Genomic DNA, 15,658 nt, shown 5'->3' on the forward strand with positions numbered 1-15,658 from the left:
CCGTTTTCTAATGCAAAGGATGGATACGTGAGCGAAACAGCCTTGCCAAAAGAAGATCTAGACCAGCCAGCGATCGATGCGCCGGTTGAAACCCCGCCTCCCGTAGCGCCGCGTCGTGGCAACGGGGTGGCCGTTGTTGCACTGTTGCTCGGTGCTGCCGGCGTAGCCATTGGCGGCTGGGGCGTATGGCAGGTGCGTCACCTGCAAACCAATAACCAGCAGCAGTCCGCCCAGGTCCAGGCGCTGAACGACCAGGCCCAGACCCTCAAGCTCAACGAGCAACGCCTGAGCGAGCGCCTGGCGCAATTGCCCCCGGCTGAAGAGTTGGAAGAGCGGCGGCGCCTGGTGGCCCAGTTGCAGAGTGACCAGCAACACTTGAATCAGCGCCTGGAAACCGTGCTCGGTGCCAGCCGCAAGGACTGGCGCCTGGCAGAGGCCGAGCACCTGTTGCGCCTGGCCAGCCTGCGTCTTTCCGCCCTGCAAGACATCAACAGTGCCCAGGCGCTGGTCCAGGGCGCTGACGAAATCCTGCGGGAGCAGAACGACCCTGGTTCGTTCGCCGCCCGCGAGCAAATGGCCAAGACCCTCGCTGCGCTGCGCAGCACCGAACAACCGGATCGCACCGGGCTGTTCCTGCAACTGGGCGCCTTGCGTGACCAGGTGCTGCAACTGACCGAACTGGCACCCGAGTACAAGGATCGCGGCGAATCGCTGCTGGGCCTGACCGCCGATGGCGATGGTGCCAGCCGGTGGGCGCAGTGGTGGGATCAGATCTCGCGCTATATCCGCATCGATTTCAACGCGGACGAGAACGTTCGTCCGCTGCTGGCCGGGCAGAGCCTCGTACAAGTGCGCCTGGCCCTGAGCCTGGCGCTGGAGCAGGCGCAATGGGCCGCCCTCAACGGCCAGGCGCCGGTCTACACCCAGGCGCTGACCGAGGCGCGGGATGTGTTGAAGAACAACTTCAACCAGGACAACCCGCAAAGCAAAGTCATGCTCGAGCGCGTGGGTGAGCTGTCCAAGCAACCGGTGACGGTGGTCACCCCGGACCTGACCGGCACGCTGAGCAGCGTCCAGGCCTACCTTGAGCGCCGCAACCTCAATGCCGAGGAATCGGTCAAGCCGCTGCCCGCGCCTGGCGCGCAGGAGGCCACGCCATGAAACGTCTCTACGTGATTCTGTTCGTGGTCATCGCCGCCGCCGGCTTGCTGGGCGTGGCGATTGCCGAGCATTCGGGTTACGTGCTGGTGGCGTACAAGAACTTCCGTTATGAAGCCGGCCTGTGGGTCACCCTGGCGCTGGTGGCGGTGCTCTGGCTGGTGTGGCGAGGCCTGAGATTCCTGATCGGGCTGGTGACCACTTCCAGCGGCGTGGTCAACCCGTGGTCGCGGCGCAACCGCAGCCGTCGGGTGCAAGTGGCGATCGAACACGGCCAGTTGGACCTGGCCGAAGGTCGCTGGGCCAGTGCCCAGCGCCACCTGCACCGTGCCGCCGAAGCCGAGCGCCAACCGCTGCTGTATTACCTGGGTGCTGCCCGCGCGGCTAACGAACAAGGTCTTTACGAACAGAGCGACAGTTTGCTGGAGCGCGCCCTGGAGCGTCAGCCCCAGGCGGAGCTGGCCATTGCCCTGACGCACGCGCAACTGCAGACGGACCGGGGCGACACGGACGGGGCATTGAGCACGCTGCAGGCCATGCATGAGCGTCATCCCCATAACGTCCAGGCCCTGCGCCAATTGCAGCGACTGCATCAGCAGCGCGGCGACTGGTCGGCGGTGATCCGGCTGTTGCCGGAGTTGCGCAAGGATAAAGTCCTGCCGCCGGCTGAATTGGCTGAACTGGAACGGCGTGCCTGGGGCGAAAACCTCACCCTGGCGGCCCACCGTGAAGAGGACGGCAGTGTCGGTTTGCAGTCGCTCAATCGGGCCTGGCAACAGCTGACCTCCGCACAGCGCCAGGAACCGGCGTTGGTATTGGCCTATGCCGAGCAACTGCGTCAGTTGGGCGCTCAGGTCGAAGCCGAAGAGGTGCTGCGCGGCGCGCTCAAGCGTCGCTACGACAGCCACCTGGCGCGTCTATATGGGCTGGTTCGTGGCAACGATCCGATCCGCCAACTGCAAACGGCCGAGGGCTGGCTCAAGGACCACCCGGCCGATCCAAGCCTGTTGCTGACCCTGGGGCGCCTGTGCCTGCAGAACAGCTTGTGGGGCAAGGCGCGGGATTACCTGGAAAGCAGTTTGCGGGCCCAGCGCAATCCCGAAGCCTGCGCCGAACTGGCGCGCCTGCTGGCGCAACTGGGGGATGCCGAGCGCAGCAACCAGTTGTTCCAAGAGGGGTTGGGGTTGCTGGATGAGCGCCTGCTGGCTGCGCCGCTGCCGGTTCCGGCTTAGGTGTTGTCCACTTGAGAGGGGTATGACTCATTCTTGAAAAGGGTATGAACCATTGTGGCGAGGGAGCTTGCTCCCGCTCGGCTGCGCAGCAGTCGTAAAAAACCTGCTCACTGTTTTCCTGACGCACCGTGTTGAATGGCTTTGGGGCTGCTGCGCAGCCCAGCGGGAGCAAGCTCCCTCGCCACGGGTTGGTGAACCTTAAATGCGCTGTTGCGAATACGGTTTTGGGGCTTTGGTCATACCATCAGTAAAGTCCTACAGCTCATCGCGCCGTATCCTTCTCGGCCTGTTGGGAATTCCCTACACCCCTGGTGAAGTGTCTGCGCGGGGCTGCCTTGAAAGGCCCGAGGGCTTTCCTCTACCGTAACAGCTTGTCTCTTCTGTTACGGAATCGCCATGTCTTTGGCCAGCTCACGTTTCTTGTTTCTCATGGCTTCCATCGCCGCCGCCCTGGCTTTGGGCATTAGCACGTATCTGGAATATTCGGTCGGCCTGGCGCCTTGCAGCCTGTGTGTCTTGCAGCGGTTGTGCCTGATGCTGTTCCTGGTGAACAGTCTCGTGGCCTGCGTACAGGGTCCAGGCCAAAGAGGCACGCTCTTCTACGGTACGGCAGGGCTGGTTTTTGCAGCGGGGGGAATGACCCTGGCCTGGCGTCAGGTCTTGATGCAAAGCGATTCGTTCGAGCCGTTAGCTGATTGTGTTGCCCAGCCCAAGCTGATGGATTCGTGGTGGTGCGCGTTGCATCGTATCTTTGATGGCACCGTCGACTGCGCGAATATCACTTGGACGTTGTTCGACATGAGCATCCCCGAGTGGAGCTTGTTGTTTTTTCTTGCGGTGTCCAGCGTGATGACCTATCTGCTGCTGCGCCTTGCCTGGAGTGCTCTGGTACAACCGCTCAGCGGCGAGACGTCGCAGTTGGTCCGGGCCGTGGATTAAACACTTGTATGAACTTTATCTCCTGCGTACCTTGAAGCCGTTGTCGTGCGGGCATAATCTGGCCCGCACGTGTTATTGGAATTGTGCCGCTCGATCATGTTGTGTCTGGCTTGTCCCTGTTCCATCAGGCGTGCACAGGCTGCGAGGGGCATGACTCACAAGGGAAGAAATCACCATGCTCGAAAGTTGTCAGAATGCTCAGGAACGCTGGGGTGGGGTGCATCTGTTGATCGATCGCTGGCTGCAAGAGCGTCGCGAACTGATTCGGGCCTACGATGATCTTGGCGACAAGCCTGAAGCCCTGAGCGAAAGCCGCAAACCCTTGCAAGAGTTCTGCGGTGTGCTGGTCGACTATGTGTCTGCCGGTCATTTCGAGATCTATGAACAACTGACGGGCGAGGCCAAGGCCTTCAACGACAAGCGCGGCCTGGAACTGGCCGAGACGATTTACCCGCGCATCGATGTCATCACCGAGAAGCTGCTGGCGTTCAACGACCTGTGCGATGAAGGCAAGTGTGTAGCGGAAAAATTCAAGGAGCTGGGCGGCTTGCTGCACGAGCGTTTCGAATTGGAAGACTGCCTGATCGAAGTGCTGCACAACGCCCACAAGGAAGAAGATACCGTCCAGGCCTGAGGCCTCGCGGTCATGAAAAAACGGTGCGCATTGCGCACCGTTTTTTTATTGGGTCAACGTCAGGTCGTCGCGCCCAGCAACTCGATCTCAAACACCAATGGCGTGTACGGCGGGATCACATCCCCGGCCCCTTCAGCGCCATAGGCCAGGGACGACGGAATCACCAGTCGCCATTTCGCGCCGACCGGCATTTGCGGCAATGCACTGCGCCAACCGTCAATCACACTGTCGAGGTTGAACCATTGTGCCTGGCGGTTGGAATCGAATACGGAGCCGTCCGGCAGTCGACCGGTATACAGCACCTGGACCTTGCCATGAGGGCCGGCCTTCGCGCCATGGCCTGGCTTGATTTCGGTCAGCAGGATGCCGTCTGCCAGTTGCTGGACGCCGGGTCGGTTCTTTTCTTCGACGAGAAATTGTTGCTCGGTTTTCAATGCGGCTTCGGTTTGCGGCGTTGTCGAAGGCGCGTTCAGTTGCGCCTGGTGCTCGGCCAGGATTTGTTCGATGCGCTCATCCTTGAGCGCCAGCGGCTTGCCCAGGTAGGCCTGTTGCAAACCTTCAACCAAGGCTTTGATCTGCAGGTCCGGCACGTCCTGGCGCAGGCGTTCGCCGAGGCTGGCGCCCAGGCTGTAAGCCAAATCGTGGGCATCGTTTGCGCTGGTTTTTTCAGCGGCCTGGACCGTGGCGCAAGCCATGCACAGGAGTAAAAACAGGTGACGCGACATGTGTGCTCTCCGGCCTCGAATCGAGGAATTATGCCAGTGCCGATATCTGTAGAGGTGGATTGCCAAGGCACTGGCGCAGAAGATTTTTCCTCCCTTGCAACGCAACGTCTTGTGTACTGTCAACATGCCCTAGCGGCGGTTGCAGCAGAGGTCTAGTATGAGCCGCACTCACGTCAGTCAGGAGGTAAACCATGTCGGCCACCAAGAAGCCTGTAAACACTCCGTTGCACTTGCTCCAACAACTCTCGGGCAGCCTGCTCGAACATCTGGAAAATGCCTGCTCCCAAGCGCTGGCTGATGCTGAAAAACTGCTCGCCAAACTGGAAAAGCAACGCGGCAAGGCGCAGGAAAAACTGCACAAGTCGCGCACCAAACTGCAAGACGCAGCCACCGCTGGCAAGGCCAAGGCCCAAGCCAAGGCTAAAGACGTCGTGAAAGAACTCGAAGACTTGCTCGATGCCTTGAAGGATCGTCAGTCCGAAACCCGCGCCTACATTCTGCAACTCAAGCGTGATGCCCAGGAAAGCCTGAAACTGGCCCAGGGCGTCGGTCGCGTGCAAGAAGCCGCGGGCAAGGCGCTGTCGCTTCGTGCTGCCAAGCCTGCCGCTGTATCGGCCAAGAAGCCGGCGGCTAAACCCGCCGTGGCAAAAGCACCGGCAAAAGTCGCTGCCAAGCCTGCCGCCAAAGCCCCGGCCAAAGTCGCTGCCAAGCCTGCCGCCAAAGCACCGGCCAAAGCCGCCAGCAAGCCGGCTGCCAAACCCGTCGCTGCCAGCGCTGCAAAACCTGCGGCGAAAAAACCAGTCGTCAAGGCGGCTGCCAAGCCCGCTGCAAAAACGGCGGCCGCTAAACCTGCCGCTGCCAAGCCTGCTGTAAAAGCGGCTGCTAAACCTGCCGCCAAGCCTGCGGCAAAAGCTGTCGCCAAACCTGCCGCTAAAACAGCCGCCGCTAAACCGGCTGCCAAAGCGCCGGTAAAAGCCACTGCAAAACCGGCTGCCGCCAAGCCTGCTGCCAAACCGGCAGCGAAGCCTGCGGCAACCAAAACGGCTGCGGCCAAGCCCGCTGCAAAAACCGCTGCCAAGCCAGTCGCTGCCAAAGCCCCTGCCAAAACCGCGGCTAAACCCGCTGCCAAACCGGCCGCGGCCAAGCCTGCAGTTGCGAAGCCAACGGCTGCCAAGCCAGCCGCCGCGAAACCAGTTGCTGCCAAGCCCGCCGCGAAACCGGCCGTGAAAAAACCAGCCGCTGCAAAACCTGCGACTGCGCCAGCCGCCAAGCCCGCAACATCGGCTCCGGCTCCGACCGCGGCACCTGCGCCAACCGCCAGCACGCCGGCCGCGGCGACCAGCCCAGCTGCCGTTGCGCCGACCGCCAGCAGCACCCCAACCAGCGCTTCCTAAGTGCCGGACACCGCGACGCGCAGCTGATGCAGCGCGTCGCGGCTCGCGGGTTCGGCATTCGCCGCCAGCCCTTGCAGCCATTGCGCTGAATCGTTCTGTTGTGCCCCCGGCCAATCCATGGCCAGCGCTTCCAATCTTTCCAACAATCGCCGTTCGGCGGCCAACTCCAGCTGCTTGACCTGTTCGCGCAGGCCATTGAGTGCCGTGTCCTGAAGGGCGCCGGCTTTCCATTGGTTGCGAAGCGTACGCAGTGGCCGCACCACCTCGGTCTCCCACGGCTCGGCCATTCGTCGAAGTCGCTGCAGCCGGTGTTCATTGCAGGCCACGCCGCGCTGCGCCAGCCACAGGCCACAAAGCAGCAGGCAGACGTTGGCGCCGGCGTCTTGTGCCGCCAGGCACGCAGGCTCTACGCCAGGCTTGGCATAGAGGTCGAGGGAAAAACTCCACAGGTCAGGGGACATCGTGCTACTCGCGCCAGTTGCGAGCGAAGCTGGTAGACTCCGCCGCCATTATGATCCGACTTCAGAACCTGACTTTACAGCGTGGCCCGCAACGTCTGCTAGAAGACGCCGAGCTGACCCTGCACGCCGGCCACAAAGCCGGCCTCATCGGTGCCAACGGCGCCGGCAAATCGAGCCTGTTCGCCTTGCTGCGAGGCGAGTTGCACCCGGACTCGGGCGATTGCCTGCTGCCGGCCGACTGGCGCATCGCCCACATGCGCCAGGAGGTCGACACCCTCGAGCGCCTGGCGGTGGACTACGTGCTCGATGGCGACCTGCGCCTGCGCCAGGTGCAACGTGACCTGGCGGCGGCGGAAGCGGCCCACGACGGTGCCGCACAGGCCCGCCTGCATTCGGAACTCGACAGTGCCGATGGCTACACCGCCGATGCCCGCGCGCGCAAATTGCTCGCCGGGCTGGGCTTTACCAATGAGCAGATGGATCGCCAGGTCGGGGACTTCTCCGGTGGCTGGCGGATGCGCCTGAACTTGGCCCAGGCATTGATGTGCCCTTCGGATCTGTTGCTGCTTGATGAGCCGACCAACCACCTGGACCTCGACGCCATCATCTGGCTCGAAGACTGGCTCAAGAGTTACCCAGGCACGCTGCTGCTGATTTCCCATGACCGCGATTTCCTCGACGCGGTGGTGGATCACGTGGCCCATGTCGATCAGCGCAAGCTCACCTTGTATCGCGGCGGCTACAGCGCCTTCGAGCGCGCGCGTGCCGAACGCCTGGCCCAGCAACAGCAGGCCTACGAGAAGCAACAGGCGCAACGTGCGCACATGGAAAGCTACATCGCCCGCTTCAAGGCCCAGGCCACCAAGGCCCGCCAGGCCCAGAGCCGGATCAAGGCGCTGGAGCGGATGGAAGAACTATCGGCGGCCCACGTCGATTCACCGTTCGATTTTGTCTTCCGCGAATCGACCAAGATCTCCAGCCCATTGATCGACCTGTCCGACGCGCGCCTGGGCTACGGCGACAAGACCGTGCTGGAGAAGGTCAAGCTGCAACTGACCCCTGGAGCGCGGATCGGTCTGCTGGGCCCCAACGGTGCCGGTAAGTCGACCCTGATCAAGAACCTGTCCGGCGAACTCGAGCCTCTGGCCGGGCGCCTGACCCGAGGTGAAAACACCGTCGTCGGCTACTTCGCCCAGCACCAGCTCGACTCCCTGGATTCCAAGGCCAGCCCGCTGCTGCACCTGCAACGGTTGGCGCCGACCGAGCGCGAACAGACCCTGCGCGATTTCCTCGGTGGTTTCGATTTCCGCGGGGCGCGCATCGACGAGCCGGTGCTGAATTTCTCCGGTGGCGAAAAGGCCCGTCTGGCACTGGCATTGATCGCCTGGGGCCGACCGAACCTGTTGCTGCTCGATGAACCGACCAACCACCTGGACCTGGAAATGCGCCTGGCCCTGACCATGGCCTTACAGGAATTCAGTGGCGCGGTATTGGTGGTGTCCCACGATCGGCATTTGCTCAAGAGCACCACGGATAACTTCTTCCTGGTCGCCGATGGCAAGGTCGAGGAGTTCGACGGTGACCTGGAGGACTACGCCCGTTGGCTGGTGGAGTACCGCCAGCGCAACGCGCCGGTCAGCAGCACACCGGTCAACCCGGACAAGACCGACAAGAAAGCCCAGCGCCAGGCCGCCGCCGCACTGCGCCAGCAACTGGCGCCGCACAAGCGCGAGGCCGACAAGCTCGAAGCCGAGCTGGGCAAGCTGCATGAAAAACTGCAGAAAATCGAAACCAGCCTGGGCGACAGTGGTCTCTACGAGGCAGCGCGCAAGGATGAGTTGCGTGACCTGCTGGCCGAACAGGCCAAGCTGAAGGTCCGGGAAGCGGAGCTCGAGGAGGCTTGGATGCACGCGCTGGAATTGCTGGAAAACCTGCAAGCGGAGCTGGAGGCGTTGTCCTGATGGAAGCGTTGGCGTTGCCTGTCCCTGTCATGTGGATCGAGCCGATCTGGCTCGGTGTGCAAATCCTGCTGATCCTGGTGGCCGGTTATGTCTCGCAGCGCTTCGTCGCGCGTGCGCTCACGGGCCTGGGTGAGCGTTACCCGCTCCCACCCCAACTGGTGATTATCCTGCGGGGTGTGCTGCGCTGGCTGATCATGGGCACTGCGGTGCTGGTGGTGCTCGAACGCCTGGGTGTCTCGGCCACGGTGCTGTGGACGGCGCTGTCGGGTTTTGTCGCGGTGGCAGCGGTGGCGTTCTTCGCCATCTGGAGCGTGCTGTCCAACCTGTTCTGCGCCGTTTTGATCTACACCGTGGGACCCTTTCGCCTGGGCGATGTGGTCGAGTTGGTGGATAGCACCGACAAGCCCGGTATCAAGGGGCGCGTGGTGGCAATCAATCTGCTGTACACCACGCTGATCGAACCCGAGGAACTCGGCACCGGCAGCGCGATGGTGCAAGTGCCCAACAGCCTGTTCTTCCAGCGCTCGGTGCGGCGCTGGCGCGGCAGTGAGGCGTTTCCGGTGGGTGGGTTCGTCGAATAACGCATAGGGCCGCTACGCGGCCCAGCGGGAGCGAGCTCCCTCGCCACGGTGTTTGCATCGACTCAAATGCGTGTGCAAAAAACGATGGTCAACGGCGTGACGGCGCATTAGCTTAGTCGTTTCGACGAATCCGAGCCGGGGAGTGCAATGGTGCTGGAAACATGGTTGGCGTTTTTCGCTGCGTGCTGGGTGATCAGTCTTTCGCCGGGTGCCGGCGCGATTGCATCGATGTCCAGCGGTCTGCGATATGGCTTTTGGCGCGGTTACTGGAACGCCTTGGGCCTGCAATTGGGCCTGGCGTTGCAAATCCTGGTCGTTGCCGCCGGTGTTGGCGCGATCCTCACGGCGTCGGCCACTGCGTTCTATGCCATCAAGTGGTTCGGCGTGGCCTACCTGGTCTACCTGGGGGTCAAGCAGTGGCGAGCCATTCCCGGCGACATGACCGACGACGCGGCCCCACGGCCCATAGGTAAGCCCCTGGCGCTGGTGTTTCGCGGTTTCCTGGTCAATGTCAGCAACCCCAAGGCGCTGGTGTTCATGCTGGCGGTGTTGCCGCAGTTCATCAATCCCCATGCACCGTTGATCCAGCAGTACCTGATCCTGGGCGTCACCATGATCGCCGTCGATCTCATCGTCATGGCCGGGTACACCGGGTTGGCGTCTAAAGTCCTGCGTCTGTTGCGCACACCGAAACAACAGCGGCGGATGAACCGTGCCTTCGCGGGTATGTTCATTGGCGCGGCGGGTTTGCTTGCGACGATCAGAAAGGCTGCTGCATAAAGCAAAACCTGTGGCGAGGTAGCTTTTGTGGCTGGCTTTTGTAGAGGGCTTTTGTGGCGAGGGAGCTTGCTCCCGCTGGGCTGCGAAGCGGCCCCAAGATCTTGCGGTCGCTGCGCAACCGAGCGGGAGCAAGCTCCCTCGCCACAAAAGCATTCAGCTCATCACAGAAGCTAAAACAGCTAGCTCGCCACAAGAGCCGCTAAACAGCTACCCGACGGTATGACTCAGCGCAAGATCACCGGCGCCGTATCCCGAGGCAGGTTATTGCGCTGTACCGGTTCGCCAGGTTGCTCGTAGCTCGGGCCGCCGAGTTGTTCGCTCAGTTGCCGCGCCACGTCTTCACCCAGGGCCTTGGACACTTCGCGGACCACCCGCGGGCGGTTGAGGCTGATGCGTGCGTCCCGGTGGTTCAGCAACTTGGTGTCCTGGCCTTCGCCCATGGCCGTGAAGGCCGAGGTGATCTCGTAGGTCTTGGTGTTGATCAGGCTGAAGTCCGCCACCAGGGTCAACGCCAGCACAGCCGAGTAGCTGTCGGTATGGGCCAGCTCGTTGATGTCGCGGGTGAAATCGATGTCCGACACGGTGCCGAACAGCACGTAGTCGGCACCCTTGAAGTTGCCGGCCTTGATGCGCTTGATCACGTCATACACGTCGCCACTGGATGCCGCCGTGTGGGGCGTGCCCTGGGTCAGCTGGAACATGCCGCTGCGCAGGATCTCGCCCTTGATGTCGCCGGTGAACTTGCGCAGTTCGCCCTGCTCGATGTAGCTGCTGGTGGCTTCCATCTCGTCGTAGCTCGAGGAAGCGCTGGCGCTGTAGGGGGTCGCCTGGAAGTTGCTCTGCGCCGAAACGGTGTGGATGTATTCCTCCACCCGTTCCTGGTACGCCAGGTCGGTTACCGCGACTTTTGGGGCCGCCTGGGCACTGAATGCGCAGGCCAGGGCCATGATGCCTATCCATGTGCGCATGGCTTAGCGCTCCGTGGTCTTGCGGATTTCTTTTTCGTCCATCCACTCGGCCAGACCGCTCTCGACGTCGATCAATTGCAGGCTGAATTTGTAGAAGACGTCCTTGTAGTCGCTGCTGCGCTTGACGATCGAGCTGATGGAGCCCTCGAGGCGGTACTTGGCAGCGATCATGTTGCCGGTCTTGGCCACGGTGCTTTTCTTGTACAGGCCGCTCTGGTTCTGCAGCTTGAGCTGGTCGACCTGGCTTTCCATGGCGGTGTTGTCGCTGGCGAAACGGGCCGCGCCGGTCTTCATCAACTGGGTCTTGATGCTGGTGGTGATTTCGCGGGTGTCGATGTATTCGCTGGTCTTGTTCTTCACGTCATAGACCTGGACAACCGGGCGACCCTGCAGGATGCCGGACTGGGCCAGGGAGCGGGTCATGGACTCGGCGATCATTTGCAGGTCGGTGGAGCCGAACTCGTTGGTCACGGTTTCCACGGCCTTGGTATCGCCGTAGCTGATGTTCTTGTTGCCCAGGACCGGCGAGTTGTTGGCACAGCCGCTGACCAGCAGGGCGGCGAGGGCGAGGGAGGAAATGCGTACGAACATGTGGGGGCTCTCGAAAACTGAATGAATATGGGCTTAGGTGCAATGCCGATCGGTAAAGGAACTTGTGCCGACGGTCCCTGTGGCGAGGGAGCTTGCTCCCGCTCGGTTGCGTAGCGACCGCAAGATCTTGGGGCCGCTTCGCGGCCCAGCGGGAGCAAGCTCCCTCGCCACAGGTCCGGTGCTGGCTTGACCGACCGGGATCAGGCTCAAGGGGTATTGATTTCCAAACGGAAGTCCACGGCCTTGGGTGTCGGTGCGATGGCCGGCAGGAAACTGGTCTGTTCGCCATACATCGTCAGGCTTTTCCAGGTTTCTTCTTCGGCGATCGGAAAGCCTTCCGGCCCCAGCCAGGCAAAGCGGTAATACATCGTCTTGTTGTTGTAGCTGGTATTGCTCAACTGGACATTGACGGTCATGTAGCCGTTTTCCCGGGCCACGCGCATGGCGCCGACCACGATGTTCTTGGTCTTGCCCATCGCCACGACCTTGCTGGCGGCGCTGCCCGGCTCCGGTGGCGGCGGGGTGGCGCAACCGGCCAGCAAGGCCAGGGCGCCGACGGCGATCAGTTTTAAACGCATGTGAACAAGACTCCGTTCTTAAGGTTGCTTGAGGGCAATGGCGGTCGGGTTGGCGCTTGGTATCACCTGGGCCGCCAGGCCGCCGGCGAACACTTGGTTACCCACCGCTCGCAGCGTGATGACCTGGTAGCGCTGGTCGACGGTGACCTTGACCACCGAACCGCCCACCGCGCTTGGCAGGGTGACCTGGTGCTCGCCTTTCTTCAGGCGCAGGCGCACCACTTGGGTGTAGTCGGGCAGGGTGCGCCAGGTCCGGGTGTCGGCGCCTTCGAGTACCGCCGAGGTAAGACCCACGGCCAAGCCGGCCAAGGGATTGGTTTCGTTGATTTGCTTTTGCGCCACGCCACGGGTGACGGCGCGCACGGTGGTGCGCAGGATGATGCCCGGCATGTCGTCGCGCAGGGCCCGGCGGGACATGGCGGTGGTGCTGTTGAGCTGGGTCAGGTCCAACTGGCGGCCATCGACACCGATCTGGCCGAAGGTGGCTGTGGAGGTGTCAGGCTTGATCAGCGGGAACGACAACGGTGTGATGACCAAGTTGCCGCTGATCGGCAGCGGAAGGGGAATGCGGATCGAGTCCCGGGACGGCGCCAGGCCACTCTGCACCACGATCAGGATGTCGCTGTCATCGCTTTTGGCGGCAGGCTTGTCCAGGTCGCGCAGGGCCTGCTCCAGCAATGGCGTGTTGGGGCGCAGTTCGGCGGCCTTGCGATAGCCCGGCGCGGCCAGGTCTTTTTCACCCAGGGCTTCGTAGACGAAACCGGCCAGGTAGTGGCTGAACGCGCTTTGGTAACTGTTTTTGAGGCCGACGACTTCCGGGGCGTCGAGGCTGGCCACCGGGTAACCCTGGAGGTCCTTGTATTCGGTCCTGACCCCTTGTTTCTCGGCTTCCTCCTCGCGCTTGAGGTATTCCTTGTCCCGCAGGTCGGCGATCACCGCTTCGCGTTCGTGGGTCTTCTTGATCTGGGTCCGGGCGCCGTCGAAGTCGTTCACTGCCAGCAGATTCAAGGCCATCTGCGTGGTCAGCATGACCTTTTCGTAATCGTAGCCTTCGTAGCGGCGGACTTTATCGTTGACCAGGAAGCTGCCGAACTGGGCCAGGTACTTGGCTGTGTCGAGCTTGACCGCATCCTCCCACTGGCCGACCTGCTGATCGGCGCTGTTCCAGGCGGTCTGGCTGCCGGACAAATCGCCCTTGGCACGCAGCAGCTCACCTTTCTCGAAGTAATACAGCAGGTCTTTGTCCTGGCTGGAGTTGTTCTTTTCCAGCAGGGTCAACGCGCCGTCGACGTTGCCGGACGCCAGCTGCTGGTTGGTCTGGGCCAATTCGCTGTCGTAGTTGCGAAAGGCCGAGCAGCCGGACAACAAGGTGATCGCGCCGAGGGCGACCGAAAGAACGGCACGGGATGCCATGAACATTTTCTTCCCTGATAGCAGCCGGGGGTGTGCGGGCCGGGCTGGAGCGATCCCACGGACGAGCGTCGAAACGCTGTCGGTTCCTCATAAAAAGAGGAGCTTTTATGCCATCGAATGATAAGAAGGCCGCGGGATTATAAACATGGCGCTTGGCTATGTAATGGCTTTTCAATTGCGAAATGCTGTTTTTGTGACATCACCTCCAAAGCATGAAAATCCGATGAAAATCGGCTCCCCAGGCACATCCGCCCTTGAGCCAAAGCCATTGGAAGTGAACAATGTGTTACTTCTTATTACCAACCGAGAGTCATTCATGACTGCGCCGTTCCGTTTGCTGGCCTGGCTTGTATTGCCATTGCTTGCGCTGTGCAGCACTTCGCTGCTGGCCGACACCCTCGAAAGTGCCCCCCAGGCGCTGCATTTATTGGATTACATCGGGGCGGATTACCCGGCTACGGTCGAGGCAGGCAAGGTCATCGACGAGGCGGAGTACCGCGAGCAGTTGGAGTTCACCCAGGCGCTGGAAGGGTTGATCGTCGGGTTGCCGGCCAAACCGGAAAAGGCCGAGTTGGTCCAGGGCATCGGCGCCTTGCGCACGGCGATCACCCAGCGCCAGGACGGCGGCGAAGTCGCCCGCCTGGCGCGGCAGCTGGGGGCCAAGCTGGCGGTGGCATATGAAGTCAGCCAAGCGCCGGTCATCACTCCCGATCCCATTCGCGGTGCGCCGTTGTATGCGCAGAATTGTTCGGTGTGCCACGGTGCCAGCGGTGCCGGCGACGGTCCTGCCGGTGTTGGCCTGGAACCGCCGCCCGCCAACTTGCGGGACGCCCAGCGCCTGGATCGCCTGAGCCTCTATGGGATCTACAACACCCTCGGCATGGGCATCGAAGGCACCGACATGCCGGCCTTCGCCGATCAGCTCGACGACCGTCAACGCTGGGACCTGGCGACCTACATCGCCAGCTTCAGCGCCGACCCGGCCGCGGCCAAAAGTGAACAAGTCTTTAACCTCGCTGACCTGGCGCGCCAGACCCCGGGCGAAGTCCTCGCCGCGCAAGGCCCGGCGGCGGCGGCGACATTCCGTGCCCAGCGTGCCCAGCCGCCACAGGTGCAACGTGGCCCGGCGCAGTTGCTCGACTACACGGCCGCTACTCTGGACAAAAGCATCGCGGCGTATCGCGCCGGTGACCATGACCAGGCCTACGACCTGTCGGTCGCGGCTTATCTGGAAGGTTTCGAGCTGGTGGAAAGCTCGCTGGACAATGTCGATGCCAACGTGCGCAAAGACACCGAAAAGGCCCTGATGGCCTACCGTCAGTCGCTGCAGGACGGTCTGCCGGTGGAGCAGGCCGAACAGCGCCTGGACGCGGCCAAGGCCAAGTTGAAAGCGTCCGCCGACTTGCTGGGCGGCGATGGCTTGAGCTGGTCGCTGAGCTACATCTCCGGCTTGCTGATCCTGCTGCGTGAAGGGTTGGAAGCGATCCTGGTGCTGGCGGCAATCCTGGCATTCCTGCGCAACACCGGCCAGCAGTCGGCGGTGCGCAGCGTTAACGTCGGTTGGGGCCTGGCGCTGCTGGCCGGCCTGGCGACCTGGGGCCTGGCGGCGTATGTGATCGACGTCAGCGGTGCCCAGCGCGAGTTGCTCGAAGGCGCGACGGCGTTGTTCGCCAGCGTGATGGTGCTGTGGCTGGGCGTCTGGATGCACGACCGTCGCCACGCAGCGGCCTGGCAGGACTACATCAAGAGCAGCCTGGTGGGCGGCGGTGGTCGTTTTGGTTTTGCGATCCTGGCGTTCTTCTCGGTCTATCGCGAACTGTTCGAAGTGATCCTGTTCTACGAAACCCTGTGGCTGCAAGCGGGCCCTGCCGGGCACAACGCGGTGCTGGCCGGCGGTGCGACGGCGCTGGTGTTGCTGGTGGGGTTGGCCTGGGTGATCCTGCGCGGCTCGGCGAAACTGCCGCTGACGCTGTTCTTCAGCATCAACGCCGCGTTGTTGTGCGCGCTGTCGGTGGTGTTCGCCGGTCATGGCGTGAAGGCGTTGCAGGAAGCCGGGATTTTCGGCACCCATCCGGTGGCGTTCTTCGACTTCGACTGGCTGGGCATTCATGCCGATGCCTATTCGCTGGCCGCGCAAGTGGTGGCGATCGTGGCGATCGTGGTGCTGTATGGGCGCAGTTGGGTGGCGGAGAAGCGTCGGGTGCAGGTTTCCTGAAAAGCGGCATTCGCTGCGCTCATGATCG

15 protein-coding genes are annotated in these 15,658 nt (G+C 62.3%); 9 read left to right on the plus strand and 6 right to left on the minus strand.

What is annotated here, in order from left to right; genetic code table 11:
• Positions 1-27 precede the first annotated feature (27 nt).
• The 4 genes from J3P88_RS01540 to J3P88_RS01555 all read left to right on the plus strand — a co-directional run bounded on the left by J3P88_RS01540 (position 28) and on the right by J3P88_RS01555 (position 3,963).
• Entirely contained in the window at positions 28-1,161 is a 1,134-nt protein-coding gene (locus J3P88_RS01540) for a uroporphyrinogen-III C-methyltransferase (RefSeq protein WP_434576661.1), read from the plus strand.
• The gene (locus tag J3P88_RS01545) at positions 1,158-2,390 is read left to right on the plus strand and encodes a heme biosynthesis protein HemY (RefSeq protein ID WP_434573624.1); all 1,233 of its coding nucleotides are present in this window, start codon (positions 1,158-1,160) and stop codon (positions 2,388-2,390) included. The genes J3P88_RS01540 and J3P88_RS01545 overlap by 4 nt, the downstream gene beginning before the upstream one ends.
• A 396-nt stretch (positions 2,391-2,786) precedes the next feature.
• Complete coding sequence (locus tag J3P88_RS01550) at positions 2,787-3,329, plus strand: disulfide bond formation protein B (RefSeq protein WP_434573626.1); 543 nt, start codon at positions 2,787-2,789, stop codon at positions 3,327-3,329.
• 175 nt (positions 3,330-3,504) lie between these two features.
• Complete coding sequence (locus J3P88_RS01555; RefSeq protein ID WP_053126475.1) at positions 3,505-3,963, plus strand: Rsd/AlgQ family anti-sigma factor; 459 nt, start codon at positions 3,505-3,507, stop codon at positions 3,961-3,963.
• Between the two features lie 59 nt (positions 3,964-4,022).
• Here the strand turns inward: J3P88_RS01555 and J3P88_RS01560 are convergent, their stop codons facing one another.
• A complete protein-coding gene (locus J3P88_RS01560) occupies positions 4,023-4,688 on the minus strand; it encodes an FKBP-type peptidyl-prolyl cis-trans isomerase (protein ID WP_186730157.1) in 666 nt (221 codons plus the stop codon).
• Between the two features lie 191 nt (positions 4,689-4,879).
• Here J3P88_RS01560 and J3P88_RS01565 point away from each other — a divergent pair, with 191 nt between their 5' ends.
• Positions 4,880-6,082 carry an AlgP family protein gene (locus tag J3P88_RS01565; RefSeq protein ID WP_434573628.1) on the plus strand — a complete coding sequence of 401 codons (1,203 nt, stop codon included), beginning with the start codon at positions 4,880-4,882 and terminating at the stop codon, positions 6,080-6,082.
• Here J3P88_RS01565 and J3P88_RS01570 read toward each other — a convergent pair.
• Positions 6,079-6,543, minus strand: coding sequence for a TIGR02444 family protein (locus tag J3P88_RS01570; RefSeq protein ID WP_434573630.1), 465 nt, complete (start codon positions 6,541-6,543; stop codon positions 6,079-6,081). The two genes, J3P88_RS01565 and J3P88_RS01570, sit on opposite strands and share 4 nt — an antisense overlap.
• A gap of 50 nt (positions 6,544-6,593) precedes the next feature.
• Between J3P88_RS01570 and J3P88_RS01575 the strand changes: the two genes are divergently transcribed.
• The 3 genes from J3P88_RS01575 (at position 6,594) to J3P88_RS01585 (ending at position 9,865) form a co-directional block, all read left to right on the plus strand.
• Positions 6,594-8,504 carry an ATP-binding cassette domain-containing protein gene (locus tag J3P88_RS01575; protein WP_434573632.1) on the plus strand — a complete coding sequence of 637 codons (1,911 nt, stop codon included), beginning with the start codon at positions 6,594-6,596 and terminating at the stop codon, positions 8,502-8,504.
• Entirely contained in the window at positions 8,504-9,085 is a 582-nt protein-coding gene (locus J3P88_RS01580; protein ID WP_186706844.1) for a mechanosensitive ion channel family protein, read from the plus strand. The genes J3P88_RS01575 and J3P88_RS01580 overlap by 1 nt, the downstream gene beginning before the upstream one ends.
• Before the next feature lie 147 nt (positions 9,086-9,232).
• Positions 9,233-9,865 carry a LysE family transporter gene (locus tag J3P88_RS01585; RefSeq protein ID WP_434573634.1) on the plus strand — a complete coding sequence of 211 codons (633 nt, stop codon included), beginning with the start codon at positions 9,233-9,235 and terminating at the stop codon, positions 9,863-9,865.
• Between the two features lie 224 nt (positions 9,866-10,089).
• Here the strand turns inward: J3P88_RS01585 and J3P88_RS01590 are convergent, their stop codons facing one another.
• From J3P88_RS01590 to J3P88_RS01605, 4 genes are all read right to left on the minus strand, one after another.
• Positions 10,090-10,833 (minus strand): penicillin-binding protein activator LpoB, encoded by a 744-nt coding sequence (locus tag J3P88_RS01590; protein ID WP_434573636.1) that lies wholly within the window; start codon positions 10,831-10,833, stop codon positions 10,090-10,092.
• A gap of 3 nt (positions 10,834-10,836) precedes the next feature.
• The gene (gene lpoB / locus J3P88_RS01595; protein WP_053126460.1) at positions 10,837-11,424 is read right to left on the minus strand and encodes a penicillin-binding protein activator LpoB; all 588 of its coding nucleotides are present in this window, start codon (positions 11,422-11,424) and stop codon (positions 10,837-10,839) included.
• Positions 11,425-11,630: 206 nt separating this feature from the next.
• Positions 11,631-12,002, minus strand: a complete 372-nt coding sequence (locus tag J3P88_RS01600; RefSeq protein WP_186706841.1) for a YcfL family protein — start codon at positions 12,000-12,002, stop codon at positions 11,631-11,633.
• 18 nt (positions 12,003-12,020) lie between these two features.
• Entirely contained in the window at positions 12,021-13,415 is a 1,395-nt protein-coding gene (locus tag J3P88_RS01605) for a COG3014 family protein (protein ID WP_434573638.1), read from the minus strand.
• Between the two features lie 316 nt (positions 13,416-13,731).
• Here J3P88_RS01605 and J3P88_RS01610 point away from each other — a divergent pair, with 316 nt between their 5' ends.
• Complete coding sequence (locus J3P88_RS01610) at positions 13,732-15,630, plus strand: FTR1 family protein (RefSeq protein WP_434573640.1); 1,899 nt, start codon at positions 13,732-13,734, stop codon at positions 15,628-15,630.
• Positions 15,631-15,658: the final 28 nt, after the last annotated feature.

It is taken from the genome of Pseudomonas sp. Z3-6, from assembly GCF_051131985.1.
Classification (GTDB): Bacteria; Pseudomonadota; Gammaproteobacteria; order Pseudomonadales; family Pseudomonadaceae; genus Aquipseudomonas; species Aquipseudomonas zanjanensis.

Coding starts and splice junctions, on each gene's coding strand:
- J3P88_RS01600 (WP_186706841.1), bottom strand. CDS start 12,002: ATGCGTTTAAAACTGATCGCCGTCGGCGCCCTGGCCTTGCTGGCCGGT.
- J3P88_RS01590 (WP_434573636.1), bottom strand. CDS start 10,833: ATGCGCACATGGATAGGCATCATGGCCCTGGCCTGCGCATTCAGTGCC.
- J3P88_RS01560 (WP_186730157.1), bottom strand. CDS start 4,688: ATGTCGCGTCACCTGTTTTTACTCCTGTGCATGGCTTGCGCCACGGTC.
- J3P88_RS01545 (WP_434573624.1), top strand. CDS start 1,158: ATGAAACGTCTCTACGTGATTCTGTTCGTGGTCATCGCCGCCGCCGGC.
- J3P88_RS01565 (WP_434573628.1), top strand. CDS start 4,880: ATGTCGGCCACCAAGAAGCCTGTAAACACTCCGTTGCACTTGCTCCAA.
- J3P88_RS01575 (WP_434573632.1), top strand. CDS start 6,594: ATGATCCGACTTCAGAACCTGACTTTACAGCGTGGCCCGCAACGTCTG.
- J3P88_RS01580 (WP_186706844.1), top strand. CDS start 8,504: ATGGAAGCGTTGGCGTTGCCTGTCCCTGTCATGTGGATCGAGCCGATC.
- J3P88_RS01610 (WP_434573640.1), top strand. CDS start 13,732: ATGACTGCGCCGTTCCGTTTGCTGGCCTGGCTTGTATTGCCATTGCTT.
- J3P88_RS01605 (WP_434573638.1), bottom strand. CDS start 13,415: ATGGCATCCCGTGCCGTTCTTTCGGTCGCCCTCGGCGCGATCACCTTG.
- J3P88_RS01585 (WP_434573634.1), top strand. CDS start 9,233: ATGGTGCTGGAAACATGGTTGGCGTTTTTCGCTGCGTGCTGGGTGATC.
- J3P88_RS01570 (WP_434573630.1), bottom strand. CDS start 6,543: ATGTCCCCTGACCTGTGGAGTTTTTCCCTCGACCTCTATGCCAAGCCT.
- J3P88_RS01550 (WP_434573626.1), top strand. CDS start 2,787: ATGTCTTTGGCCAGCTCACGTTTCTTGTTTCTCATGGCTTCCATCGCC.
- J3P88_RS01555 (WP_053126475.1), top strand. CDS start 3,505: ATGCTCGAAAGTTGTCAGAATGCTCAGGAACGCTGGGGTGGGGTGCAT.
- lpoB (WP_053126460.1), bottom strand. CDS start 11,424: ATGTTCGTACGCATTTCCTCCCTCGCCCTCGCCGCCCTGCTGGTCAGC.